The sequence below is a fragment of the Lentzea californiensis genome, from assembly GCF_024648825.1.
GTDB classification, from domain to species: Bacteria; Actinomycetota; Actinomycetes; order Mycobacteriales; family Pseudonocardiaceae; genus Lentzea; species Lentzea californiensis.
Window position 1 is genome coordinate 53,209 of the sequence record NZ_JANBBE010000019.1, and the last position, 22,539, is coordinate 75,747.

Annotated in this window: 22 protein-coding genes; 14 read left to right on the forward strand and 8 right to left on the reverse strand. The window is 69.8% G+C overall.

From position 1 onward, the window contains the following. Positions 1-43: 43 nt before the first annotated feature. A complete protein-coding gene (locus tag LX88_RS40750; protein WP_090065120.1) occupies positions 44-1,039 on the reverse strand; it encodes a LacI family DNA-binding transcriptional regulator in 996 nt (331 codons plus the stop codon). Between the two features lie 264 nt (positions 1,040-1,303). Between LX88_RS40750 and LX88_RS40755 the strand changes: the two genes are divergently transcribed. Next, positions 1,304-1,843, forward strand: coding sequence for an MOSC domain-containing protein (locus tag LX88_RS40755; protein ID WP_258953096.1), 540 nt, complete (start codon positions 1,304-1,306; stop codon positions 1,841-1,843). A gap of 7 nt (positions 1,844-1,850) precedes the next feature. On the opposite strand, the gene LX88_RS40760 is transcribed toward LX88_RS40755, so the two are convergent. Beyond that, the gene (locus tag LX88_RS40760; protein ID WP_258953097.1) at positions 1,851-2,588 is read right to left on the reverse strand and encodes an alpha/beta fold hydrolase; all 738 of its coding nucleotides are present in this window, start codon (positions 2,586-2,588) and stop codon (positions 1,851-1,853) included. A 181-nt stretch (positions 2,589-2,769) separates the two neighbouring features. Between LX88_RS40760 and LX88_RS40765 the strand changes: the two genes are divergently transcribed. From LX88_RS40765 to LX88_RS40780, 4 genes are all read left to right on the forward strand, one after another. After that, positions 2,770-3,666 carry an anti-sigma factor RsbA family regulatory protein gene (locus LX88_RS40765; RefSeq protein ID WP_258953098.1) on the forward strand — a complete coding sequence of 299 codons (897 nt, stop codon included), beginning with the start codon at positions 2,770-2,772 and terminating at the stop codon, positions 3,664-3,666. Between the two features lie 61 nt (positions 3,667-3,727). Further along, entirely contained in the window at positions 3,728-5,026 is a 1,299-nt protein-coding gene (locus LX88_RS40770; RefSeq protein WP_258953099.1) for a wax ester/triacylglycerol synthase family O-acyltransferase, read from the forward strand. A 22-nt stretch (positions 5,027-5,048) separates the two neighbouring features. Then, complete coding sequence (locus LX88_RS40775; RefSeq protein WP_258953100.1) at positions 5,049-5,714, forward strand: HAD family hydrolase; 666 nt, start codon at positions 5,049-5,051, stop codon at positions 5,712-5,714. A gap of 55 nt (positions 5,715-5,769) precedes the next feature. Next, positions 5,770-6,363, forward strand: a complete 594-nt coding sequence (locus LX88_RS40780; RefSeq protein WP_258953101.1) for a VOC family protein — start codon at positions 5,770-5,772, stop codon at positions 6,361-6,363. On the opposite strand, the gene LX88_RS40785 is transcribed toward LX88_RS40780, so the two are convergent. The 3 genes from LX88_RS40785 to LX88_RS40795 form a co-directional block, all read right to left on the reverse strand. Beyond that, positions 6,354-7,634 carry a serine/threonine-protein kinase gene (locus LX88_RS40785; RefSeq protein ID WP_258953102.1) on the reverse strand — a complete coding sequence of 427 codons (1,281 nt, stop codon included), beginning with the start codon at positions 7,632-7,634 and terminating at the stop codon, positions 6,354-6,356. The genes LX88_RS40780 and LX88_RS40785 overlap by 10 nt on opposite strands. Positions 7,635-7,888: 254 nt before the next feature. Continuing rightward, on the reverse strand, positions 7,889-8,506 hold the full coding sequence (locus LX88_RS40790; protein WP_258953103.1) for a ScbR family autoregulator-binding transcription factor: 618 nt from the start codon (positions 8,504-8,506) through the stop codon (positions 7,889-7,891). Beyond that, complete coding sequence (locus tag LX88_RS40795) at positions 8,503-8,913, reverse strand: nuclear transport factor 2 family protein (protein ID WP_258953104.1); 411 nt, start codon at positions 8,911-8,913, stop codon at positions 8,503-8,505. Before LX88_RS40795 ends, LX88_RS40790 begins: the two co-directional genes overlap by 4 nt. A gap of 253 nt (positions 8,914-9,166) precedes the next feature. On the opposite strand from LX88_RS40795, the gene LX88_RS40800 reads away from it, so the two are divergent. From LX88_RS40800 to LX88_RS40815, 4 genes are all read left to right on the forward strand, one after another. Further along, entirely contained in the window at positions 9,167-9,475 is a 309-nt protein-coding gene (locus LX88_RS40800; RefSeq protein ID WP_258953105.1) for a helix-turn-helix transcriptional regulator, read from the forward strand. Between the two features lie 149 nt (positions 9,476-9,624). Next, the gene (locus tag LX88_RS40805) at positions 9,625-10,143 is read left to right on the forward strand and encodes a lamin tail domain-containing protein (RefSeq protein WP_258953106.1); all 519 of its coding nucleotides are present in this window, start codon (positions 9,625-9,627) and stop codon (positions 10,141-10,143) included. A gap of 135 nt (positions 10,144-10,278) precedes the next feature. After that, the gene (locus tag LX88_RS40810) at positions 10,279-10,914 is read left to right on the forward strand and encodes a lamin tail domain-containing protein (protein ID WP_090065130.1); all 636 of its coding nucleotides are present in this window, start codon (positions 10,279-10,281) and stop codon (positions 10,912-10,914) included. 184 nt (positions 10,915-11,098) lie between these two features. Next, positions 11,099-14,842 (forward strand): S8 family peptidase, encoded by a 3,744-nt coding sequence (locus LX88_RS40815; protein ID WP_258953107.1) that lies wholly within the window; start codon positions 11,099-11,101, stop codon positions 14,840-14,842. Here the strand turns inward: LX88_RS40815 and LX88_RS40820 are convergent. Both LX88_RS40820 and LX88_RS40825 read right to left on the reverse strand, forming a co-directional pair. Beyond that, a complete protein-coding gene (locus LX88_RS40820) occupies positions 14,827-15,798 on the reverse strand; it encodes a helix-turn-helix domain-containing protein (protein ID WP_258953108.1) in 972 nt (323 codons plus the stop codon). The two genes, LX88_RS40815 and LX88_RS40820, sit on opposite strands and share 16 nt — an antisense overlap. Before the next feature lie 66 nt (positions 15,799-15,864). Further along, the gene (locus LX88_RS40825) at positions 15,865-16,215 is read right to left on the reverse strand and encodes a MarR family winged helix-turn-helix transcriptional regulator (RefSeq protein WP_258953109.1); all 351 of its coding nucleotides are present in this window, start codon (positions 16,213-16,215) and stop codon (positions 15,865-15,867) included. On the opposite strand from LX88_RS40825, the gene LX88_RS40830 reads away from it, so the two are divergent. Beyond that, on the forward strand, positions 16,187-16,720 hold the full coding sequence (locus tag LX88_RS40830) for a Rossmann-fold NAD(P)-binding domain-containing protein (protein ID WP_307792038.1): 534 nt from the start codon (positions 16,187-16,189) through the stop codon (positions 16,718-16,720). The two genes, LX88_RS40825 and LX88_RS40830, sit on opposite strands and share 29 nt — an antisense overlap. A gap of 56 nt (positions 16,721-16,776) precedes the next feature. Next, positions 16,777-17,577 (forward strand): dioxygenase family protein, encoded by an 801-nt coding sequence (locus tag LX88_RS40835; protein ID WP_258953110.1) that lies wholly within the window; start codon positions 16,777-16,779, stop codon positions 17,575-17,577. Here LX88_RS40835 and LX88_RS40840 read toward each other — a convergent pair. Continuing rightward, positions 17,551-18,813, reverse strand: a complete 1,263-nt coding sequence (locus LX88_RS40840) for a PucR family transcriptional regulator (RefSeq protein WP_258953111.1) — start codon at positions 18,811-18,813, stop codon at positions 17,551-17,553. The genes LX88_RS40835 and LX88_RS40840 overlap by 27 nt on opposite strands. 81 nt (positions 18,814-18,894) lie before the next feature. Here LX88_RS40840 and gabT point away from each other — a divergent pair, with 81 nt between their 5' ends. Genes gabT through LX88_RS40855 form a run of 3 tightly spaced genes read left to right on the forward strand, consistent with a single transcriptional unit; the run spans position 18,895 to position 22,493 of the window. Next, positions 18,895-20,178, forward strand: coding sequence for a 4-aminobutyrate--2-oxoglutarate transaminase (gene gabT / locus LX88_RS40845; protein WP_258953112.1), 1,284 nt, complete (start codon positions 18,895-18,897; stop codon positions 20,176-20,178). Further along, a complete protein-coding gene (locus LX88_RS40850) occupies positions 20,073-21,485 on the forward strand; it encodes an aldehyde dehydrogenase family protein (RefSeq protein WP_372511526.1) in 1,413 nt (470 codons plus the stop codon). Before gabT ends, LX88_RS40850 begins: the two co-directional genes overlap by 106 nt. Positions 21,486-21,530: 45 nt before the next feature. Continuing rightward, a complete protein-coding gene (locus LX88_RS40855) occupies positions 21,531-22,493 on the forward strand; it encodes a LacI family DNA-binding transcriptional regulator (protein ID WP_258953114.1) in 963 nt (320 codons plus the stop codon). Positions 22,494-22,539 lie beyond the last annotated feature (46 nt).

Sequence of the window (22,539 nt, forward strand, 5' to 3'; positions counted from 1 at the left end):
CGGTGGCCTGGCTGGTCCGTTCAGTTGTGGTGGAGCGGGTGGGTCAGGGCGCGGATTCGCGCACGATCAACGAGGTCGGCAGCACCAGCGGGTGGTCGGGCATCGGCTGTCCCTCGAGCGTGGAGAGCAGCATCCGCGCGGCGGCGGCACCCATCTCCTGTGCCGGCTGGCGGATCGTCGTCAGCCGAGGTTCGGTGTGTCCCGCGACCGGGACGTCGTCGAATCCGACCACGGACACGTCGTCCGGGACGGTCCTGCCGGATTCCCGCAGCGCCCGCAGCACTCCGACCGCCGAGAGGTCGTTCTGCGCGAACACGGCGTCGAACGGGATTCCACTCGCGACGAGCTTGTCCACGGCGACCTCACCACCTTCCGTGGTGAAGTCACCGTCGACGACGAGGTCCGGGTGCAGCGTCAGGCCCGCTTCCGCCAAAGCGAGCCGGAACCCGTCCAGCCTCGCCTGAGTGCACCCGAAGTGAGGGGGCCCGGTGACGACGGCGAACCTGCGGCGGCCCGCCGCGACGAGATGCCTCGCGACATCCGCGCCTCCCTGCCGGTTCGTCGTCGTCACCGAAGGGAACTCCGGGTGCGAGCCGCGATCGTCGATCATGACGACCGGCAGTCCCGCCCGGTAGAGCGTGGAGATGTAGTGCAGGGCGTCCGGCGGCTCGACGACCAGCAGGCCGTCGAAAGCGTTGGCGGACACGTGGTTCGCGAACTGGTTGAGCGACTCGGGCCCGCGGTTCAGCGTGTACAGCAGCAGCCCGTACCCGTCGGCTTCGAGCGTGTCGACGATGCCCTGCAGCACCTCGCCCATCCACGGCCAGGTGAGTGAAGGCGCGAGCATCGCGACGGTGCGGGTACGACCCCGCGCAAGACCGACGGCGCGGGCACTCGGCACGTACCCGATCTCGTCGATGACCTTGCGAACACGTTGCGCCGTAGAGGCATCCACGTCCGGCTTGCCGTTCAGCACACGTGACACGGTCGCTTTGGACACCTGGGCGCGTTGGGCGACCTCTGCGATCGTGACACGCATGCCGAACTTCCTTCCGCCGCCTCCTGAAACCGGTTTCGGTACCGGTTCCGACGAGGTGTGACGGAGTCAACAGCCTGACGTGAGGATTAGTCAAGAGCCTTGCCGGAAGTTCGTGAGAGCGTTTCCACAGCCCGGTGCATCAGCGCAGGTAGAACACTGTCGCGGGCCCCGGATCGAATCACCTTGATCGATTCCTGCTTCCGTGTTCCCTTGCGCCGAACGGACTACGTGCCGCGTCTCAAGTGATCGTGCACAATCGAGGTCATGGGGGTTGTGACAGCGGTCAGCCGCAACGAGGAGTACACGTTCACCAAACCCGTGCGCGAGAGCATCACTTTGCTCGCCGGACTGGGTGTCGAAGGCGACGTCCACCAGGGCGTCACGGTCAAGCACCGATCACGGGTCGCACAGGACCCGACCCAGCCGAACCTGCGCCAGGTCCACCTGATGCACGCCGAACTGTTCGACGAGCTGCGCGACAAGGGCTTCTCCGTGGCCCCGGGCGAGATCGGCGAGAACGTCACCACACGGGGCATCGACCTGCTCGCCCTGCCGACCGGAACGCTGCTGCACCTCGGCCCCGAGGCCGTGGTCGAGGTGACCGGCCTGCGCAACCCGTGCCTGCAGATCGACGCCTTCTCGAAGGGGCTGCTGAAGGAGGTCGTGGGCAAGGGTCCGGACGGTGAGCTCATCCGTCGCGCGGGCATCATGTCGGTCGTTCTGACGGGTGGCGTGGTCCGGCCCGGCGACGAGATCCGCGTTCAGTTGCCCGCGGAACCGCATCGCCCGCTGGAGAAGGTCTGAGCCCCGGCTATTCGTTGCCGAAGTGGTCGTCGAGGATCACCGAGATCGTCCGGGGCGCCTCGACCACCGCCAGGTGCGCCGCGTCCCCCACCACGTAGAGCTCGGAATCCGGCAACTCGTCCGCGATGTGCCGCACCAGCTCGGTAGGCGTCGCATGGTCCTGAGCCGCCGCGATCACCACGGTGGGCACGTCGATCTTCGCCAGATCCGGCCGGAGATCCATCCCCCGGACGGACTCGACACAGGCGAGATAAGTGGTCAGGTCGACCTTCAACAAGTCCGCACGGAAGCGCGCGACGACGTCAGGCGCACAGGTAGGCGTGAACCACAGCGACAACACCGCGTCCGCGACCGCCTCCATCCCGGACGAGCGCAGCAACGAGATCCGCGAGTCCAGCCGGGCCTTGTCCGGTACCCACGCGGTGGTGCACACGAGCGCCAGGCGGGAGATCCGGTCGGTGTGCGCGGCCAGCCACATCCCCACCATGCCGCCGAGCGACACGCCGCAGTAGTACACCTGGCGCAGTCCCAGGTGGTCCAGCAGTTCCACGACGTCGCCCGCCAGGTCCTCGATCGAGCAAGGCCCGGCGACCGGCGAGCTGGCACCGTGGCCGCGGTGGTCGAAGCGCAGCAGCCGGAACGGCAGGGAGAACTCGCGCCACAGTTCGGTGGTCGTGCCCAGGGCGTTGCCGAGCACCAGCACCGGCGCGTCTTCCGGCCCGGTCAGCGTGTGGTGAACGAGCACGGCGCCACCTCCTAGCGAGACCCCGACAACCGGAGTCTGCCTGGGGTGTTCCCCACTCGCACGACGAATCCAACCTGCGGATACCCGCTCGTCGACAACCACCGGCCTGGCCCCCGCCGAAACACTGTTACGGGGAGCAGAATGGGTACCTGCCGCAGCCACCGACCTCACCGGGAAGCCGATGAACCCCGTTGCCCCGTTCGCGCACGAAGCCCTGTTCTACCGGGACGGGGACACCTTCCTCTCCGGTACGGCCAGATTCGTGACGGAGGGTGTCGACAGGGGCGAGCCGGTGCTGGTGGCGGTGCCCGAGGAGAGCATCGGCCCGTTGCGCGAGCGGCTCGGCGACGACGCGGAGCAGGTGCACTTCATCGACATGACCGAGGCCGGCCGCAACCCCGGGCGGATCATCCCAGGTGTGCTGATGGCGTTCAGCGCGAGCACCCAGCGCCGGTTCCGCGTGGTCGGCCAGCCGATCTGGCCTGGCCGCACCGACCTCGAGTACCCGGCGTGCGTGCAGCACGAGGCGTTGATCAACACGGCGTTCGAGGGACGGCCGGGCGTCATCCTGTGCCCGTACGACGCGGCGGCGCTGCCCGCACACGTGCTGGACGACGCGCGGCGCACCCATCCCGTCGTGATCGACGGCGAGCGGCGCGTGGCGAGCGAGTGGTACACGGAGCCCACCGGGCTGGCCGACATCTACAACGTGGCGTTGCCGCCTCCGCCCGCGGACGCCGAGGTGCACTCGTTCTCCGTCGGCACGCTCGCGCACATGCGCAAGCTCGTGTCGGCGTACGCGCACTGGCTGCGCCGCGAACAGGTCGAGGACCTGGTGCTCGCGGTGAACGAGCTCGCGACGAACAGCATCCTGCACGCATCGGGCCGCGGGGTGCTGCGGCTGTGGCGGGAGGGCGGCACCGTCGTGTGCGAGGTGAGCGACACGGGCTCCGGTTTCCCGCCGTCGTTCACCGGCCTGTCCGGCTTCGGGATCGTGATGGTGAACCTGTTGTGTGACCTGGTTCGCACCCACACGAGTCACAGCGGTACCACCGTTCGAGTGTACTTGGGGCGGTAGGGAGTCACCGCCATCTCATCGCAATGCGCACGACACGATGACCTGTTTTCCTTGCACAGATATGACAGACCACCTCTCTCCCCTCGACATCGCTTTCCTCGCGATGGAGGGCGACACGAATCCGTTGCACCTCGGCGCGGTCGCGACCTTCGCACCGTCCACTCCGGTGCATCCGGCCCGCATCGCCGCGGTGCTCTGTGAACGGGCGCAAGAGATCCCGCGCCTGCGCCAGCGCGCCCGCACCTCGTTGCTCGGCGGCGCGCGCTGGGTGGAGGACCCCGGTTTCGCGCCGGAGGACCACGTCTTCACGCACCACACGCGCGGCCGTGACCGGTTCGCCACCCTGGTCTCGCACCTCATGGCGCAGCCGCTCGACCTCGCGCGCCCGCCGTGGGAGCTGCACGTCATCACCGGCCTCGCGGGCGGCAGGTTCGCCGTCGTCGCGAAGCTGCACCACTCGCTGTGCGACGGCATGAAGGCCGTCGGCCTGGGAATCCAGCTCTTCGACCCGTCGCGGCTGTCCATTCCGGACGCCGCGGAGCCGGTGGCGAAGTCGATCATCCCGTCGCTCCCGTCGCTGCGCGGAATCAAGGACGCGCTCGACATCGCGTCGAGCGTGCTGATGAACACCCGCCCGCCGACGCTGAACTCGCCGGTGCTCACCGCGTCCACCCGGCCACGCCGCGTGGTGATGTCGCGCCTGGATCTTGCGGACGTGCACCGAATCCGCCGCGCGCACGGCGGCACGGTGAACGACGTGCTGCTCGCCCTCGTCACAGGTGCGTTGCGCCACTGGCTTTCCGCACACGGCAGCGCGGGCCCCGATTCGGTCGTGCGCGCCCTGATCCCGGTTAACCAGCGCTCACGCTCCGGCGACGGCGGCTCGGGCAACCAGATCTCCGGTTTCCTGGTCACGCTGCCGGTCGGCGAGGCGGACCCGGTGGAACGGCTGCGGAACGTCCGCGCGCAGATGGAGTCCGCGAAGGCCGCCGGCCCGGACCGGGGTGCCGGGGCGCTGCCGCGGCTCGCCGACAAGGTGCCGCCGCTGGTCCACCGCCTGGCCGCGCCGGTCATGGGCCGCTGCGCGCCGCTGCTCTTCGACACGCTGGTCACCTCGGTGCCGCTGCCGTCCGTCGCCCTGTCCCTGGACGGCGCCGCGCTGTGCGAGATGTACCCGGTCGCGCCCGTCGCACCCGGCCACGCCGTCGGCATAGCGCTGTCCGTCTACAAGTCATCTGTCCACGTCTGCCTGAACACGAACCAGTCGTGGATGTCGGACGCGCACTGGCTCGACAGCGTGCTGCGCCGCGAGCTCTCCTCGCTCCAGGAGAGCAGGGAACTGGTGGGTTTGCCTAGGTAGACGTGCGGGCAAACCTGTTTTCATGAGCAACACCTTGGTCCTCGACGTGGACGGCACCCTGGTCGACACCAACTACCACCACACGGTGGCGTGGCTGCGCGCCTTCCGCACGGTCGACATCACCGTGCCGGGGTGGCGCGTGCACCGTGCGATCGGCATGGGCGGCGACAAGCTGGTGGCCGCCGTAGCGGGCGACAAGGTCGAGCAGGACCATGGCGACAAGGTGCGCCAGGCCTGGGAGCGCAACTTCGACGAGGTGCTGGACGAGATCCAGCCGCTGGAGGGCGCACACCGCCTGGTCCGCGCCGCCACCGACCTCGGGCTGGCCGTGGTGCTCGCCAGCTCGGGCAAGCGCAAGCACGTCGAGCACTACCTGAAGCTGCTCGACCCCGGCGACGTCGCGTGGACGACCTCGGACGACGTCGAGGACAGCAAGCCGGCACCGGACCTGATCGAGGTGGCGCTGCGCGAGGCCAAGGGTGAGCGCGCGGTCGTGGTGGGCGACTCGGTGTGGGACTGCGAGGCGGCCGCACGGATCGGGTTGCCGTCGATCGGGCTGCTCACGGGCGGGTTCGGCGAGGACGAACTGGTCGACAGCGGAGCCTCGGCCGTCTACTCGGACCTGGACACGCTGCGGGCGGAGCTTTCCGACCTTCCGTTCGCCGTGGTGGAGGACCCGAAGGCCTGAAATTCCGTTGCGGAGCCGTCCGGGCAGCCGATGCCCAGACCGCATGTTCTGCTGGATGGACCTCGAGACCCACGACCCCGACGGCACCGCCGCCTACTTCTCGCAGACCCTGGGCTGGCGCTTCGAGGTGGACGAACAGGACTGGCGCAAGGCCGTCAAGATCTCCGTCGACGGCCACCTGATCGGCGGCGTGAGCGACCTCACGAACCCGGTCTACTCGCCGGGAACACCGGCCCACATCGCCTACTACCTGGCCGTCGACGACGTCGACCGCAGTACCGCGACGGCGGAGGCGAACGGCGCCCGCGTCGTCGTGCCGCCCTTCGAGGCGGGCGACCAGGGCCGCCTGGCCACAGTGATCGATCCGTTCGGCGCCGCCTTCTCGCTCTGGCAGCGGGCCGGCTTCGCCGGGTGGACGTTCCCGCCCGGGCTGCCGGGGGCGCCACGCCGCGTGGTCCTGGCCTGCGCACGACCGGACGACGCCCGGCGCTTCTACGAGGAGACGACCGGCGCGCCTTTGCCCGGCGCGGACTTCGTCCTCTCAGCAGGATCCGCACCTCCTCGGTGGGAGCTCGCGGTCGAGGCGCCCGGCCCCTGCGGCGAGCGGGTGAGCAGCCCGGAAGGTCTGACGTTCCGGGTCTACGGCTGAGGAACGGCCGACGGAATCGGCAACCCCGAAGGCTTGCCGTTCCTCTTCTCCTTGCTGGTCTTCGTCGTCTCCCCGGTCGGCTCCACCTCGGTGGTCTCGACGACCGGTGTCGACGACGGCACGACCCCACCGGCGCCTGGCTGCGGCGCCCCGGGCTCACCGGGCGCGATCGAGGCGTTCGAGGCATCCGAAGCGCCCGGCGTCTGCACCACGGTCACCGCGGATTGCGTCACCGTCACGACCTGGGTGTGCGCGTCCGGCGTCACCGGCTTGTCCGCCGCCGGCGCCTCGTTCCCGCCACCGGCGAAGTTCGCCACCACGACGGCCACCGCGCTGACGGCGACGGCCGCGGCCGCGATCGCCAGGCGCTTGCCCTTCCGCGACCTGGGTTCGGGCACGGCAGGAGGCGCGTCCGGTGCGACGGCCGCGTCCGGCAGCAACGCGGGCAGACCGCGGCTGGCCTCGAAAGCGGCCTGCAACGATCGGGAGCACTGAGCGGCGGTCGGACGGCGTGCCGGGTCCATGTCCGTCATCGCGGACAGCAACGACACCCACGCCAGCGGCAGGTCGACGGGGATCCGCGGCGACCGGGCGAGGCGGGCGAGCGCTGCCTCGGCGTCGCCGCCGGGGTACTCGGTCCGCCCGGTCAGGCACTCCAGCAGCACGAGACCCAGCGAGTAGACGTCCGCGGGCGGGCCGACCTCGGCGCCGCGCACCTGCTCCGGCGACAGGTACCCGGCGGTGCCGACCAGCACGCCGGACGTCGTCACCCGCGTCACCTCCGCCACCAGCGCGAGGCCGAAGTCAGCCAGGTAGGCCTGCTTCTCGGTGTCGTCGAGCAGGATGTTGGACGGCTTGATGTCGCGGTGCACGACGCCCAGGTCGTGCACGTGGTCCAGCACCGCGGCGATCTGGCTGCCGATCCGCGCCACGAACCTCGGCGGCAGCGGTTCGCGCATGCGCTGGCGCAGCGTGCCGCCGGTGATCTCGCGCATCACGAAGTACGGGCGCCGGGACACCGTTCCGGACGCGTAGACGGGGATGATGCCGGGGCAGTCCAGCGAGACCAGCATCGAGGCCTCGCGCTGCAGGCGCAGTTCGTCGTCGGGCAGGCCGGGGCCTGAAAAGATCTTGATCGCCACCGAGGACGTCGTCGATCGGTCGTACGCGCGGTAGACCTCCGCCATGCCGCCGGACCCGAGGAGTGTGCCGACCACGAAGCGGTTGTCGATCACCGCCCCGGTCAGATCGCCGTCCCAAGGTGCGCTCATGGGCCTCCGCTCGCCTGCGCAGCAACCTAACGGGTCACCTGGAATTCCGGTACCCGCCTTACCTGAAGATCAAACTACGACAAGTCCGGCGTTGATCTCCCGGTGCCTACCGAACCCAACGACCTCCGCAGGTCATCGGTTCGCGACACGGTGAAACCGTCCGGGCCGATCGTCGCGAGTTCCCGCACACGAGCACCTTGTCGTCGCGAAGGTTCAGCCCGTTAGCGCAGCCGGAGATCCGGCCGAGGCGGCGGTCATTCGAACCGCAACGTCTTGTAGACGGGTGCCGTCACCAGACAGCCGGACGACGCCCGCCACACCCTTGCGAGCCGCGTGCGGAGATCCGTGCCGCCGCTCAGTGCCTGGGCCACGAACTGCAGCCCGAGCAGCTCCGCGACGATCTGCTCGGCCGCGTGCCGGACGTTCACCTCCGGCCGCAGCTCACCGCGTTCCCGCGCGAGCGACAGCAGCTCCCGCACCACGGCGACCCAGCCGACGACCTGCGCGGCGGCCACGACGTCGAAGAACACGGCCTCCCGCAACAGCTTCGCGCTGACCCGCACGGTGAGGTCGGAGTCCAGCCTGCGGGAGAACTCGAACGACATGGCGATCAGCGCCTGGATCGGTGACTGCTCGATCGCGAGCTGCTCGTCGCGCAACCGGTGCCACAGCAGCGACTGCTCCTCGATGATCGCGACGCCGAGCGCCTCCTTGGAGCGGAAGTGGCAATACAACGCACCTTTCGACACGTTCGCCCGTGCGCAGACGGCGGTGAGGCTGGATCCGGCGAACCCGTCCCGGTCGAACACCTCCGCCGCGGCGTGCAGCAGCTTGGCCCTGGTGCGGATCGATCTCTCGCGGTTGCTGCTCATGCCTCAGTCCGCGCGGCCCCTGTGGCAACGGCGGCGGCCAGTGTGTCCGGCATCTGCCAGTACTGCTCGATCTCCCCCAGGTGCACCGACACCACCACGGCGAAGCGCACGTCCACCCGCTCCGACGTGGCAAGGACCCGCCAGCGCGCCGAACCGATCACGGCCGCGTCTCCTCCGTCGACGATCACCTGGCGGGCCGAGAGCCGCTCCAGGTCGAACGTGGCGAACAGGGTGAGGAACTGGGACTCGACCTCCCGGCGGGTGCGCGGGCCTGTCGTCCAGCGGGTGCCGCCCAGGTCGGGCGCCTCCCATTCCACGGTCGGCGCGCACAACCGCGCTATGCCTGATGCGTCCTGCGCGGCCAGCCGCGCGAGAAGCACCTGCACCACTTCGACCGTCGAGAGCATTTTCTCCACCTTCTCATCCCGGTCATTGCTGTCGCAACGGCCGGCGCAGTCACACTAGTCAAAGCTCCACAATGCGAGAGCGCACGCCCCGTTGGCCCAGTTCCCTTTCACCCAAACATCCGATCGACTGATTCCGGCGGTACGCGAACTTTCAACGACCGTCGGTATCACCGCAATGCAGGGACCCATGATCCAGACTTTGCGGCATGGTGGTCGAGTCACCCACCTCATCACACCGAAACGGAGCAGAACCGTGCTCAAGGCAGCCAGACCAGCCCCAGAGCACCAGGACGTGCCGTCCATTACCGCGCTGATTCCGCAGGCCAGGCGGGAACAAGGCCTCACCCAGCGCGAACTGGCGGACCTGTTGTGCGAGATCTCACAAAACGACAGCGTCACTCGTGAAGAAGTGTCGAGATGGGAACGCGGAAAACGCATTCCCGGTCCCTACTGGCGCGCCTTCCTCAGCGCCGCGCTCGACGTGCCGCACGCCGCGGTGGACAAGGCGGCGACGATCGCACGTGAGACACGCAGGGGCACCAAGGAAGACCACCCCGCTTGACGGGGAGCGGGCAGGCGCAGGAGCCCTGCGCCCAGCCGGAGGAGCGGTGGACCGCCGAGACCCCGCGGTCACCGTCTTCCCGCAAGTCCCAGGCAGAGAAGGTCTTTGGCCCCCTGTGACGACCGCCGGGCCCGCGCCAGACTGCGATCGTGACACCCCCAGGCAACTCCGTCGCAACGTACCTGCTGCTCGCCGGTGCCGCGCTCGGCGGCACACCGGGGGTCTCCCCGGTGAAGGTGAACGAGATCGCGCTCGGATCGAGCGGATTCGTAGAACTGCGCAACACCGGCTCCACCGGCGCAGACGTCGGAGGATGGACGATCCAGGCCTGCGCCGGCTCCACTCCGCGAATCCTGGCCACCATCCCTCCGGGCACCGTGCTTCCGCCGGGTGAATACTTCCTGGTGGTCGGCAGCGCGTTCAGCGGAACGGCGCCCGGCGGGATCGTCGTGGAAACCGTGGACGGAAGTGGCGTAATCGCCCGAAACCGGCACGGCGCACACACCGACAGCGTTGGCCTCAGCTCCTCCTCGCCGTGCCGGGAAGCGGGATCCGCGACACCGTGCGCAGATTCATCGCTCGGCCGTGATGGCCCCTCCCACGACACTGATCACAACTCAGCCGACTTCACCTGCCGCATTCCTTCTCCCGGCGAAAGCAATGACTGATCAATCATCAATGGCCCCTTTCGAGCCCGAACGAATGCGAGCAAAGTCAGTCCCAGCGGCAAGACAGGTCGTTCCCCCGGACCACCTGGCCGCTATGAGAAATATCCGAATTCACTTTCTCGAAGGGACAGGACAATGCGTCGACTGCTGAGCGGAGCTGCCGCCCTGGCAATCGCGAGCACCATCGCGTTCGCCGGACTGGCAACGGCCGCCGAGGAGCCCGAGTCTCCCGAGGTCATGCAGCTGCCGGCAGTGCTGATCAACGAGGTCTCCACCATGGGACCGAACGGCCCGCTCGACGAGGCGATCGAGCTCATCAACACCACGAGCGAGCAGGTCGACCTGAGCAACTGGGTCATCAGGATCTACAACCAGCGCAACGAGGTCATCCAGACGATCCCGTTGGTCGACCCGCTCGGCGGGCCGCTCACGCTGGCGCCGGCGAACAACGTCGGCAGCACGCTCGTGCTGACGGGTGCCGAGTTCTCCGGCACGACGTCCACGCCGAACGTTCTCCCGGTGCGATTCACCGGTGTCGAAGGCATCCCGGCCCTCGGCGGTGTGGCGGTCTTCGGCAGCCTCGCCCCGACTGCCTTCAAGATCGACGGCGTCGCATTCTCGTCGCCGGTGACCACGGCCAAGGAAGGCGTCCACGCCCAGCCCGAGAACCAGCGCACCGCCCAGCTCAACGGTTCCAACACGCGCAACCTGCTGAACCAGGACACCAACAACAACCAGCGGGACTTCTCGCTGCAGGAACGCACCTTCTGATCAACTCCATCTGACCGTCAAGCGGGTGCACCGATCGAAGTGCCCGGACCACCTCCCTCGGTGGTCCGGGCACGCTCGTGTGCGGCGTGAAGTCGCCAACGGCGACTAACCGCCGCTTTTTGCTGTTTCCCAACGATTTGCGGCCCCTCATCCTGCTGTGACCTGATCACCGAGGGAGGGCGCCGTGATTCGACAAGTTCTGGCACTCGCCACAGCTGCCGCAACGCTCGTCGCACCAGTCGCGTCCGCCGCGTCACCACCGCCGCGGGCGCAGACATCCGAGGCCTCACACCGGGTCACGCTCATCACCGGTGACGTCGTCGACTACACCGAACGCTCGGACGGGCGAAAATTCGCCCAGATCCACGCTGCGCCAAGGGATGGCGAGCAGCCGATCTTCCACACGATGACGACGGCGAAAGGTCTGCACGTCTACCCGTCGGACGCGATGAGCGCCGTCACGTCCGGAACGGTCGAGCGCACGCTCTTCAACGTCACGGAACTAGTGCGCACCGGGCAGTCCGATGACCGCGCGAGCACGGTTCCGGTGCTGATGACCGGTGGCTTCTCCGCCAATGCACATACCCGGATCAGCAGTCTCGACGCTTCGGGCATCCGCGTCGAGAAGTCGAAGGCGCAGGAGTTCTGGCGTTCCCTGGACATGAGCGCCAAGTCCGGCGTGCGGGTGAAGTACGACCGTCCGGTCCGCATCTCGCTCGACCAGACCACCAGGCAGATCGGCGCCCCGGAGGCGTGGAGGGCCGGTCTGGACGGCACCGGTGTCACGGTCGCCGTCGTCGACACCGGCATCGACGCGAACCACCCCGACGTCGCCGGCAAGATCACCGCGTCCGAGAACTTCTCCGGCGAACCGGACGTCGTCGACCGGCACGGCCACGGCACGCACGTCGCCTCGACCATCGCGGGCACCGGCCAGGGCGCCGCCGGCAGGTACAAGGGCGTGGCCCCCGGCGCGACACTCGTGATCGCCAAGGTGTTCAACGGCGCCGGTGAGGCGGACACCTCCCAGGTGCTCGCCGGCATCGAGTGGGCGGCCCGCTCCGGAGCGAGGATCGTCAACCTCAGCCTCGGTGGTGACGTCACCGACGGCAGCGACGAGATGAGCGCGCTGGTCGACAGGCTCTCCGCGGAGACGGGCGCGCTGTTCGTGGTGGCGGCGGGGAACAACGGCCCGGCGGGCCGCTCGGTCACCTCACCGGGCGCCGCCGCGTCCGCACTCACCGTCGGCGCGGTCGACCGGCAGAACAAGCTGGCACCGTTCAGCAGCACCGGTCCGCGCATCGGGGACGCGCACGTGAAACCCGAGATCAACGCACCCGGGGTCGGCGTCGTGGCCGCCCGCGCGGCGGACACCTCGATGGGCTCACCGGTCGACGGCCGCTACACGGCCGCCTCGGGAACCTCGATGGCGACGCCGCACGTCGCGGGCGCCGCGGCGCTGCTCACGCAGCAACACCCCGACTGGGACGCGCAGACGGTGAAGAACGCGCTCGTCAGCAGCGCCACCGATGTCGGCATGTCCTGGTACGAGCAGGGTGCCGGCCGTCTCGACGTCGCACGGGCCATCACGCAGAAGGCCACGGCCACCGCGTCGGCGAGCTACGGGCGCCACGAGCGCGGCGCGGGTGGGGTGCTCACCAGGGAGGTCCAGTACGTCAACACCTCCGGCACGGCGCTCGACCTCGACCTCACCGCGACGTTCAAGGGCTGGGACGGGAAGTCGACGACCGGGTTCGCCCTCGGCACCACCCGGTTGACCGTTCCCGCCCACGCCAAGGCGTCGGCCACCCTCACCCTCGACCCGGAGGTGGGCCCGGCGGGCGTGTACGGCGGCGTGGTCACGGCGACCGGAGGCGGCACGACGTTGCGCACCCCGGTCAGCGTGTACGAGGCACCGCAGACGTTCCCGGTGTCCGTGCGGGTCCGCGACGGCGCCGGCAAACCACCCGCACCGGCGATGGGGCAACTGATCGACGACACCAACGGTGGTGACGACGTCAACGACCCGTTCGACGAGACCCTGAGCTACTACTTCGACGTCGTGAACGGCGAAGGGGTCGCGAACGTGCCGAGCGGCCGCTATTCGGCGGTGACCTGGGCGACCGAGAACACGGCGGGAGTGCGGCGCTGGTCCGCGCTCGCCGCACCGGAGCTCACCGTCACCGGCGCCGCCGACGTCTCGCTCGACGCGCAGAAGACCGTGCCGATCGAGGTCGTGCCACCAGGTCCGGCCGAACAGCGCGACCGCACCGTGACGATGCGCCGCGTCGTACCGGCGGAAGGCGAGAAGTCACCACTGATCACCGAGATGGCCGCCGCGCTCGGCAGCGCACCGTGGGAGATCCGCGCGACGCCTTCCGCGGCGGCGAAGAAGGGCGCGATCTCGTTGCAGGACAACCTGACCCTGCAGACCGCGACGGTCACAGCGTCTTCGGGAGGCCGGATGCTCACCACGGACGGCGACGTGGCCGTGCTGTCCGCGAAGTGGTCCGGTGAGCGCGACCTGACCCTCGGCGTGGACACGGTACTGGTGAAGATCACGCCGGACACGCCCGCCAACATGGTCAAGGCGGCGAACACCGCCGCCACCGCCGCGGCCCAGGCCGGCAAGAAGGCGATCTTGTCCTATGTGGACGCTCCGGGCGCGCTCGCGCTCACCGGGCTCTCCAGCGCCTCGCTCCCGGCGCTGGGCGTCGGCAACTCGGACGGCGAGTTCCTCGCTAAGCAGACGTCCATGAGGCTGACCGTCGAACCCGGCCCGGAGTCGGTGTTCAACCTGAGCTTCCTGGACGCCAACGGCATCCCGGCCGACCACCGCCGGACGGTGGACCCCGCCAAGCTGGTCAAGCGGCAGACCGCCTACCACGCCGACAAGCCGGGCCTGACCGTCCAGAAGTCGTGGTACCCGTTCCCGACCGGCCTGTGGCAGACGCAGATCCTGCGCGGCACCACGTTCACCCCGCCGGCCGCGTGGACGGAGTACATCGGCCCTGGTGACGACCGGATCGTCTGGAAGCGGCACGTGACGCTGAGCGGAACCGACGCCAAGGGCCAGCGTGCGGCCATGACCATGTTCCAGGAGAACGTGTTCCGCGAGGGCGCCGATCCCGCACCGGAACGGTGGTTCGCGGGACCGATGCACAGCACCGCGATAGCGCTGCAGTCCGATCATCCCGCTCGCTACCCCGCCGCGAACGGCGCGTGGCGGCAGCTCTGCTCGAACTGCCGGACGGGCGACACGTTCGTCCCCGCCCTGCAGTGGACCGACGGCAACCCCGGCCACTACACGAACCCCTACCAGAACAGCAAGTTCTTCACGACCACCAAGGTCCGCCTGTTCCGGGGCGACGCGGAGATCCCGGCCACCCAGGAGCCACTGGCCTTCTACCCCACCTTCACGATGGCACCGGAGAAGGCGGCCTACCGGCTCGAAACGGTCGAGACGCACGCTCCGGGAGCCGTCGCGGGCGCGGTCAACCCGGTGCTGTTCACCCTCGCCCCGCGCACCGAGACCACGTGGACCTTCCAGTCCTACCGCTCGCAGAACCCTCCTCCCCCCGGATACGCGTGTCACGCCGGCCAGCCGGCCTGCCAGTTCCAGCCGCTCATCCGGCTCCGCCACGACCTGCCGCTCGGACTCATGAACTCCGCGCCGGCGGGCACACCGTTCACCTACCACTTGCACGCGTCCAACAGCGCACCCATCACCCTCGTGAAGGTGCAGTGGTCGTCAGATGACGGCAGGACGTGGAACCAGGCGGCGAGCCAGCCGAGCGGAGATCGCTGGCAGGTCACGATCGACAAACCGAGCGGCGACGTGTGGCTGCGCACGGAGGCAAGGGACGGAGCGGGGAACACGGTCGTGCAGACCATGCAGAAGGCTTTCCGCACTCACTCCGGTAGCTGAGGTGGCAGCAGGGAACTAGCCCCTCGAGCCGCGGCGCGCAGACCCGCCTGGAACCGGGTCTGCGCGCCGAGTTCGTCCATCAGCCGGTGCAGGCGGCGCTGGTACGTCCGGTAGCTCAGCCCGAGCTGCTTGGCGATGCTTCGGTCCGGCAACCCCGTGGCCAGCAACGCGAGCAGCCGCGCGTCCGCGATCGAGACCTCGGTGCTCGCGGGCTGCCCCGGCAACGACAGCGGTACCGCGTCGTCCCAGAGCTTCGCGAACAACGCCCCGAGCGAGTCGAGCAACGCCGACCGGTGCACGATCACCGCGCTCTCCAGCGTCGTCTCGGTGCTGTACAACGGGATGAGCCCGAGATGGGAGTCCGCGAGGATCATCTTCGTCGGCGCGGCCGCGACGACCCGCGCCTCCTCTCCCAGCGACAGCCCCATCTCCAGGTCGGCGCGCAGGTCGTGCAGCTCCAGGGCGCGGCGTTCGTAGATGCCCCGGAACCGGATGCCGCGGTTCAGCAGCTCCTCCTCCACCGGGTGCAACGACGTGGGTGCCTTGGCGTACGGCGGTTTGTCCACGAACCGCACCTCGTGCCGGGCCGTGCGCATCACCTGGTCCGCGCGCCGCGAGATCGCCTCGGCGCCGTGCACCACCTCGACGAGGTCCGCGGGAGCGCGCACACCCGCCGCCCGCTCGTAGCGGACTTGCAGCGCGCCGGCGAGCAACCGTTCCCGTCGCAGGTCGTCCTCGCGGCGCAGGAAGTACGCCGCCAGCGCGACGTCCGGGGCGACGGCCGTGTGCAGCCCCTCGACCTGGTGGACGAAACCGAGCTCGGTCAGCGACCTCAGCGTTGCCCGCACCACGTGCTCGGCGAGGCCCGCCGCAGGGCACAGCTCGTCCAGCCCCAGCTGGTAGGAGTCCACGAGCACCTCGTAGACCGCGAGTTCCGCCGGACGCAATCCGAGCACGCAGGTCAGTATGCCGACTTCGGGCAGCGGTTGACGCGGGGCCGGAAACGGCGTGGACGGCGTGGTTCAGTCCCGGACGAGGTGCGCCTGGAGGTCGTCGACGAACCGGCTGAGCAACCGGCCGAACGCCGTCTTGTCCTCCTCGGACCAGTCGGCGATGGCCTCGGCGAACCAGCCTAGGAGGGCCTCCAGATAACGCCCGGACGCGTCGGCGCCCTTCTCGGTGAGCTCGACGAGCCGCGCGCGCTGGTCGTCGGGATCGGTGACGCGACGGACCAGGTCGGCGCGCTCCAGGTCGTGCAGGTGCCTCGTGACGTGCGGGCCGACGACCTGCATCCGCGTGGCGATCTCCCCCACCCGCAACGGCCGGTCGGCCATGCGCAGGGTGATGAGCACGGTCGGGTCGAACGACTCCACGCACGGCTTCCTGAGCTTCGCGCGCGCCGAGGCCCCGTTCCGCGCGTTCCGCGACCCGCAGGCCCAGCGCGACCTCGTGGCGGAGGTGTTCGCCGGCGACGGCTGGGAGGTGCCGGGTCTGGTGAAGGCGATGCAGGAGGCCGACGACCTGTTCTTCGACGCGGTCAGCCAGATCCGCATGCCGCGCTGGTCCTCCGGCCGCGTCGCACTGACCGGGGACGCCGCGCACGCCCCGTCGTTCCTCACCGGGCAGGGGTCGAGCCTTGCACTGGTCGGCGCCTACGTGCTGGCGGGCGACATGAGCGACTTCGGGGCGTACGAGCGCACGATCCGGCCGTTCGTCGAGGCGAACCAGAACCTGGTCGACGTCGGCGACGCGGAACTGTTCCCCGGCACCGCCGAGGCGCTGGCCGCGCGCAACGCCGCCCTGCGTTCGCGCGAGACGATGCCCGCCGAGACCGCGCGCCCCGAACACTCCGCGCTGACCCTGCCGGAGTTCAGCTAGACGCATGACAGGTTCTCCACAGGCGGCTCACAGGATTCGGCCGCAGTCTGGGTCGCATGACGGACAACCACGACCGCGGCCTCCAGTTCGACCTCGCCACGCTCATCGGGCGCAGGCGGGCGTTGTCGCTGCTCGGCGGCGCGGGCCTCACGCTCGTGGCCTGCGCCCCGTCGACCACCACCGCGACCTCGACCACCACCACCGGTCCGTCCGCCACGGCCGGCGGCTCGCCGCTGGAGACCATCCCCGCGGAGACCGCCGGCCCCTACCCCGGCGACGGTTCCAACGGCCCGAACGCGTTGACGCAGAGCGGGATCGTGCGTTCGGACATCCGTTCCAGCTTCGGTTCCTCCAGCCGCACGGCCGAGGGCGTGCGGCTGACCATCGACCTGACGGTCCAGGACGACGACGGCAAGCCGTTCGCGGGTGCCGCGGTCTACCTGTGGCACTGCGACATCAACGGCGACTACTCGATGTACTCGGACCGCGTGAAGAACGAGAACTTCCTGCGCGGGGTCCAGGAGGCCGACGCTTCCGGCGAGCTGACGTTCGTCAGCGTCTTCCCCGGTGCGTACGCGGGGCGCTGGCCGCACGTCCACTTCGAGGTCTACCCGAGCCTCGCCGAGGCGACCAAGGCCGGCAACAAGATCACGACCTCGCAGCTCGCGTTGCCGGAGACGACGTGCAAGGAGGTCTACGGCACGACCGGGTACACGCAGAGCGTGCGGAACATGGCGCGGACCTCGCTGAAGCAGGACATGGTGTTCCGCGACGGCGTCGACCACCAGATGGCGACGATGTCGGGCGACGCCGGGTCCGGCTACACCGCCTCACTGACCTTCGCGGTGCAGGGCTAACCACAGTTCCGCGCGCAGGCCGGGCGAGTCGAGCGAGCGGTTCAGCGCCTGCTCGGCCCTGCGCACCCGGTTGCGCAACGTGTGCCGGTGCACGCCCAGTTCCATCGCTGCCGGGTCCCACGCGCCGTGGTGCGCCAGCCACACCCGAAGCGTCGCACGGGTTTCCGCGTCGAGTGGTTGCAGCAACGCGTCGGCGAAGCCGTCCGGCAGCGGCAGGTTCCCGGCGAGCTCCTCGAACGTGCGGACGCCGGCCTTCCGCGCCTGGCGGGCCTCGCGGTACCCGCGCGCGACGCCGTTCTGGTCCACTTCGGACGAAGCGACGCCGTCGAACTCATCGGTGAGCACGACGATGTCGCCGTCGTGCTCTGCCCAGAACACGTCGTCGTCCGGTGGTTCGGCGGTGAGGAAGACCCGGAACCGGCCGGGCAGTCCGTCGACGGCGAGCCCGGCCAGCAGCATCCGGAACTGGCCGGCGCGAAGCTCTCTCCTGGCCGCGTCGACGGAGTCGTGCTGGGCGAGTGCGAGGACAAGCAGCGACGCGGCCGTGTTGACGATCCCCGGCTCCGGCCTGGCGGTGCCGACCGCCAGAACGCCTCGGGCGCGGCTGCCCAGGACCTGGAGGAACACGTGCACGCCGTCGAGTTCGAACGCGGCGCTGGCCAGGCCGCCCGCAGTCTTCAGGCGGGTGAGCTCGGCGGTCAGGTCCGGGACGAGCCGCGGGTTGTGGGCGTGCACGGTCCGACCGGCCGCGTCGAGCAGCACGGCCCAGCCGTCGATCCACTGACCGAGCCTGCGCACCACTCCCCCGACGCCGGTCCGGACCGCGGCTCTGGTGAGTGCGCGCTGGGCTTCGCTGGTCCTGGTCAGCGCCGCGTACTCGTCGGCGGCGAGCGCCTTCGACACCGCCTTGCTGATCGCGATGAACGGCACGTCGCGCGGCACCTCGACGAGTCCCAGGCCCACCTCCTCGGCTGCCTCCACCAACGCGGGCGGCACGACGTCGTGCCCCAGTCCCGTGCCGAAGCCGAGCCCGACGACGCCCGCGCGCACGAGCCGTTCGACGTAGCCGTCCCGCAGGGCGTTGAGGCCCGTGGTGAGCAGCAGCTCGCCACCCTCCAGGAACGGTGCGGGGTCCGCGAGCTCCGTGCCGTGCACCCACCCGACCGGCTTCGACACGTCTCCCGCCAGCACCGGCAACGCCAGCTTCCCCGCCAGTTCCCGCACCGTGATGGGCATGTGCCACTTTGTACAACCTCACCCGCACAGATCGCCATTTCAGACCCTGCGCGCGCCACTGACCAGGGCCATGCTGAGTACATGACCCGACTGCGCACCGCGATCCCAGGTCCCAAGTCCCTGGAACTCCAGGCGCGGCGCAAGGGCGCCGTCGCCGCGGGGGTCGGTTCGACGCTGCCCGTCTTCATCGACTCCGCCGACGACGGCCTGCTGATCGACGTCGACGGCAACCAGCTCATCGACCTGGGCTCCGGCATCGCCGTGACGAACGCCGGCAACCCCGCGCCCGCCGTGGCCGAGGCCGTGCACGCGCAGATCGACAGGTTCAGCCACACCTGCTTCATGATCACGCCGTACGAGAGCTACCTCGAGGTCTGCGAACAGCTGAACGAGCTGACCCCGGGAGACCACGAGAAGCGGTCGGTGCTGTTCAACTCCGGCGCCGAGGCCGTCGAGAACGCGGTCAAGATCGCCCGGCACGTCACCGGCAGGCAGGCTGTCGTGGTGTTCGACCACGGCTACCACGGCCGCACGAACCTCACGATGGCGTTGACCGCCAAGAACATGCCGTACAAGCACAGGTTCGGGCCGTTCGCTCCCGAGGTCTACCGCGTGCCGGCGTCCTACCCGTTGCATGACGGCCTGACCGGTGCCGAAGCGGCGGTCAGGGCGATCGCCGCCGTCGAGAAGCAGGTCGGCGCGGACAACACCGCCGCCGTCGTGATCGAGCCGATCCAGGGCGAGGGCGGGTTCATCGAACCCGCCGAGGGCTTCCTGCCGGCGATCGCGCGGTGGTGCCGGGAACGCGGCGTGCTGTTCGTCGCCGACGAGATCCAGACCGGCTTCTGCCGCACCGGTTCGTGGTTCGCGCTCGACCACGAGGGCGTCGTGCCGGACCTGATCACCACGGCCAAGGGCATCGCGGGCGGGTTGCCGCTCGCCGCCGTCACCGGTCGCGCCGAGATCATGGACGCCGTGCACGTCGGTGGCCTCGGAGGCACCTACGGAGGCAACCCGGTGGCGTGCGCGGCGGCGCTGGGCGCCATCCGCACGATGCGCGACCGCGACCTCAACAGCGCTGCCCTCCGCATCGAGGAGACGGTGCTGGGCCGGCTCAGGGCGATCGCGGAGAAGACGGACATCATCGCGGACGTCCGGGGCCGCGGCGCCATGCTCGCCATCGAGTTCACCGAACGCACGCCCGACGTCGCCGCGCGCGTCGCGAAAGCGTGCCACGAACAGGGTGTCGTAGTGCTGACGTGCGGCACTTACGGCAACGTGATCCGCCTGCTGCCCCCGCTGGTCATCCCCGGCGACCTGCTCGCCGAAGGACTCGACGTGCTCGAAGGAGCTCTGCTCGCATGATCGACTTCCACACCCCCGGAGACGTCGAGAACGCCGTCGCGAAGGCGCACGCCGTCGCGCCCGAACTGGCCGCGCTCCCCGCGCACCGCCGCACGTCCGCCCTGGACCACGTGTCGCGGCGCCTGGCCGAGCGTGCCGAGGAGTTCGCGCAGGCCATCAACGACGACTCGGGCAAGCCGCTGAAGTGGGCGCGCGTCGAGGTGACCCGCGCGATCTCCACGTTCCGCTGGGCCGCGGAGGAGGCCCGCCGGTTCTCCGGTGAGCTGCAGCGCCTCGACACCGACCCCTCCGCCGAGGGCCGTCTCGCGCTGGTGCGCCGGGTGCCGCGCGGCCCGGTGCTGGGCATCGCGCCGTTCAACTTCCCGCTGAACCTGGTGGCGCACAAGGTGGCGCCCTCGCTGGCCGTCGGCGCGCCGATCGTGCTGAAGCCCGCGCCCGCCACGCCGAAGGTCGCGTTCCTGCTCGGCGAACTGCTGGCCGAGACCGACCTGCCCGGCGGTGCGTTCGCGGTCCTGCACCTGTCCAATGAGGACACGGCGGCCCTGGTCGAGGACCCGCGCCTGCCGGTGGTCTCGTTCACCGGTTCCGGACCGGTCGGCTGGGGCATCAAGGAACGCGTGCCGCGCAAGCACGTCACCCTCGAACTGGGCGGCAACGCGGCCGCGATCGTCGCCCCCGACTGGCAGGACCTCGAGTTCGCGGCGCAGCGCATCGCCACGTTCGCGATGTACCAGGCCGGTCAGTCGTGCATCTCGGTGCAGCGCGTCTACGTGCACACCGACGTGTACGACGCCGTCTCGGAAGCCGTTGTGCAGCACGTGAACAAGCTCGACGTGGCCGGCGACGTCGGCCCGTTGATCAACGACGCCGCGGCCGACCGCGTCGAGTCGTGGGTGCGCGAGGCCGGTGCCACGGTCCTGACGGGCGGAACCCGTGACGGCCGCACGTACGCGCCCACCGTGCTGACCGACGTGCCGGAGGACTCGAAGGTCAACGCCGAGGAGGTGTTCGGCCCGGTCGTGACGCTCACGCGGGTGGACAGCGTCGAGGAGGCGTTCGACCGCGTCAACGCGTCCCGCTACGGCCTGCAGGCGGGCCTGTTCACCACGGACGTGCGGCTGGCTTTCCGGGCCGCGCAACGGCTCCAGGTCGGCGGCGTGATCGTCGGCGACGTGCCGAGCTACCGCGCGGACCAGATGCCTTACGGCGGCGTGAAGGAGTCCGGCATCGGCCGGGAGGGCCTGCGCGCGGCCATGGACGACCTCACCGAACAGCGCGTCCTGGTGCTGACCGGGCTGGAACTGTGACCGGCGGACGGGGTCGTTCTTGACCTTGACTGCGATGATTTGCCCGTGGCCGTCACGATCAGGGATGTCGCACTCCAGGCTCAGGTCTCCGTTTCGACCGTCTCACGTGCTCTGAGCGCGCCGGGACTCGTCAAGGAGGCCACCCGGCAACGGGTCCTCGACGTCGTCGCCGGGCTCGGCTACCAGCCGAACCGGGCGGCGCGAAGCCTGATCACCGGCCGCACCGGGAACCTCGGCATCGTGGTGCCCGACCTGCTCAACCCGTTCTTCCCCTCGATCCTGCGGGGCGTGCAGACGAGGGCGGGCGAGGCGGGCACCTCGGTGTTCTTCTGCGACAGCAGGGAGGACCCGGCCACCGAGGCCGAGCTCGTGCGGACGATGGCGGCGCAGGTCGACGGCGTGGTGCTGTGCGCGTCGCTGCTGTCCGACGACACGATCGCCGACCTGGCGGCGATGACCCCGCTGGTGATGGTCAACCGCATCGTGCCGGGCGTCTCGTCGGTCCTGATGGACAGCGCGTCCGGCATGGACCAGGTGGTCGCGCACCTGGAGTCGCTGGGCCACGAGGACCACGTCTACCTGGGCGGCCCCGCCGCGGCGTGGTCGAACGACCGCAGGATGCAGGGTCTCGCCGGCCGTGCCCGGCTGCTCGGCTCGTTCGAACCGAACTTCAACGGCGGCCACGCGGCCGCCGAGCAGGCGCTCGACACCGGTGCGACGGCGTTCATCTGCTACAACGACCTGATCGCACTGGGTGTGCTGGCCTACCTCGCGGCGCACGACGTGAAGGTGCCGGAGCAGATCAGCGTGACGGGGTTCGACGACATCCTCTACGCGACGATGTGCTCCCCCGCGCTGACGACGGTCCACATGCCGACCGAGGCCGCCGGTGAGGTCGCCGTCGACCTCCTCGCCTCGCTGCTCGACGGCGGACCGGCCGAGCACCGGGAGCTCCCGACGACGCTCGTGGTCCGCGCGAGCACGGCTGGACGTCTGCGGGCTGCCTGACGCCCGGCCCGGAACAGGCTTGGACGATTCCTCACGAAGAACGAAC

What these genes read in the sequence shown, in the direction of transcription:
- LX88_RS40775 (WP_258953100.1), top strand. Translation starts at nt 5,049, where the DNA reads ATGAGCAACACCTTGGTCCTCGACGTGGACGGCACCCTGGTCGACACC.
- gabT (WP_258953112.1), top strand. Translation starts at nt 18,895, where the DNA reads ATGACCCGACTGCGCACCGCGATCCCAGGTCCCAAGTCCCTGGAACTC.
- LX88_RS40755 (WP_258953096.1), top strand. Translation starts at nt 1,304, where the DNA reads ATGGGGGTTGTGACAGCGGTCAGCCGCAACGAGGAGTACACGTTCACC.
- LX88_RS40830 (WP_307792038.1), top strand. Translation starts at nt 16,187, where the DNA reads ATGAGCACGGTCGGGTCGAACGACTCCACGCACGGCTTCCTGAGCTTC.
- LX88_RS40795 (WP_258953104.1), bottom strand. Translation starts at nt 8,913, where the DNA reads ATGCTCTCGACGGTCGAAGTGGTGCAGGTGCTTCTCGCGCGGCTGGCC.
- LX88_RS40810 (WP_090065130.1), top strand. Translation starts at nt 10,279, where the DNA reads ATGCGTCGACTGCTGAGCGGAGCTGCCGCCCTGGCAATCGCGAGCACC.
- LX88_RS40770 (WP_258953099.1), top strand. Translation starts at nt 3,728, where the DNA reads ATGACAGACCACCTCTCTCCCCTCGACATCGCTTTCCTCGCGATGGAG.
- LX88_RS40765 (WP_258953098.1), top strand. Translation starts at nt 2,770, where the DNA reads ATGAACCCCGTTGCCCCGTTCGCGCACGAAGCCCTGTTCTACCGGGAC.
- LX88_RS40840 (WP_258953111.1), bottom strand. Translation starts at nt 18,813, where the DNA reads ATGCCCATCACGGTGCGGGAACTGGCGGGGAAGCTGGCGTTGCCGGTG.
- LX88_RS40790 (WP_258953103.1), bottom strand. Translation starts at nt 8,506, where the DNA reads ATGAGCAGCAACCGCGAGAGATCGATCCGCACCAGGGCCAAGCTGCTG.
- LX88_RS40780 (WP_258953101.1), top strand. Translation starts at nt 5,770, where the DNA reads ATGGACCTCGAGACCCACGACCCCGACGGCACCGCCGCCTACTTCTCG.
- LX88_RS40750 (WP_090065120.1), bottom strand. Translation starts at nt 1,039, where the DNA reads ATGCGTGTCACGATCGCAGAGGTCGCCCAACGCGCCCAGGTGTCCAAA.
- LX88_RS40835 (WP_258953110.1), top strand. Translation starts at nt 16,777, where the DNA reads ATGACGGACAACCACGACCGCGGCCTCCAGTTCGACCTCGCCACGCTC.
- LX88_RS40785 (WP_258953102.1), bottom strand. Translation starts at nt 7,634, where the DNA reads ATGAGCGCACCTTGGGACGGCGATCTGACCGGGGCGGTGATCGACAAC.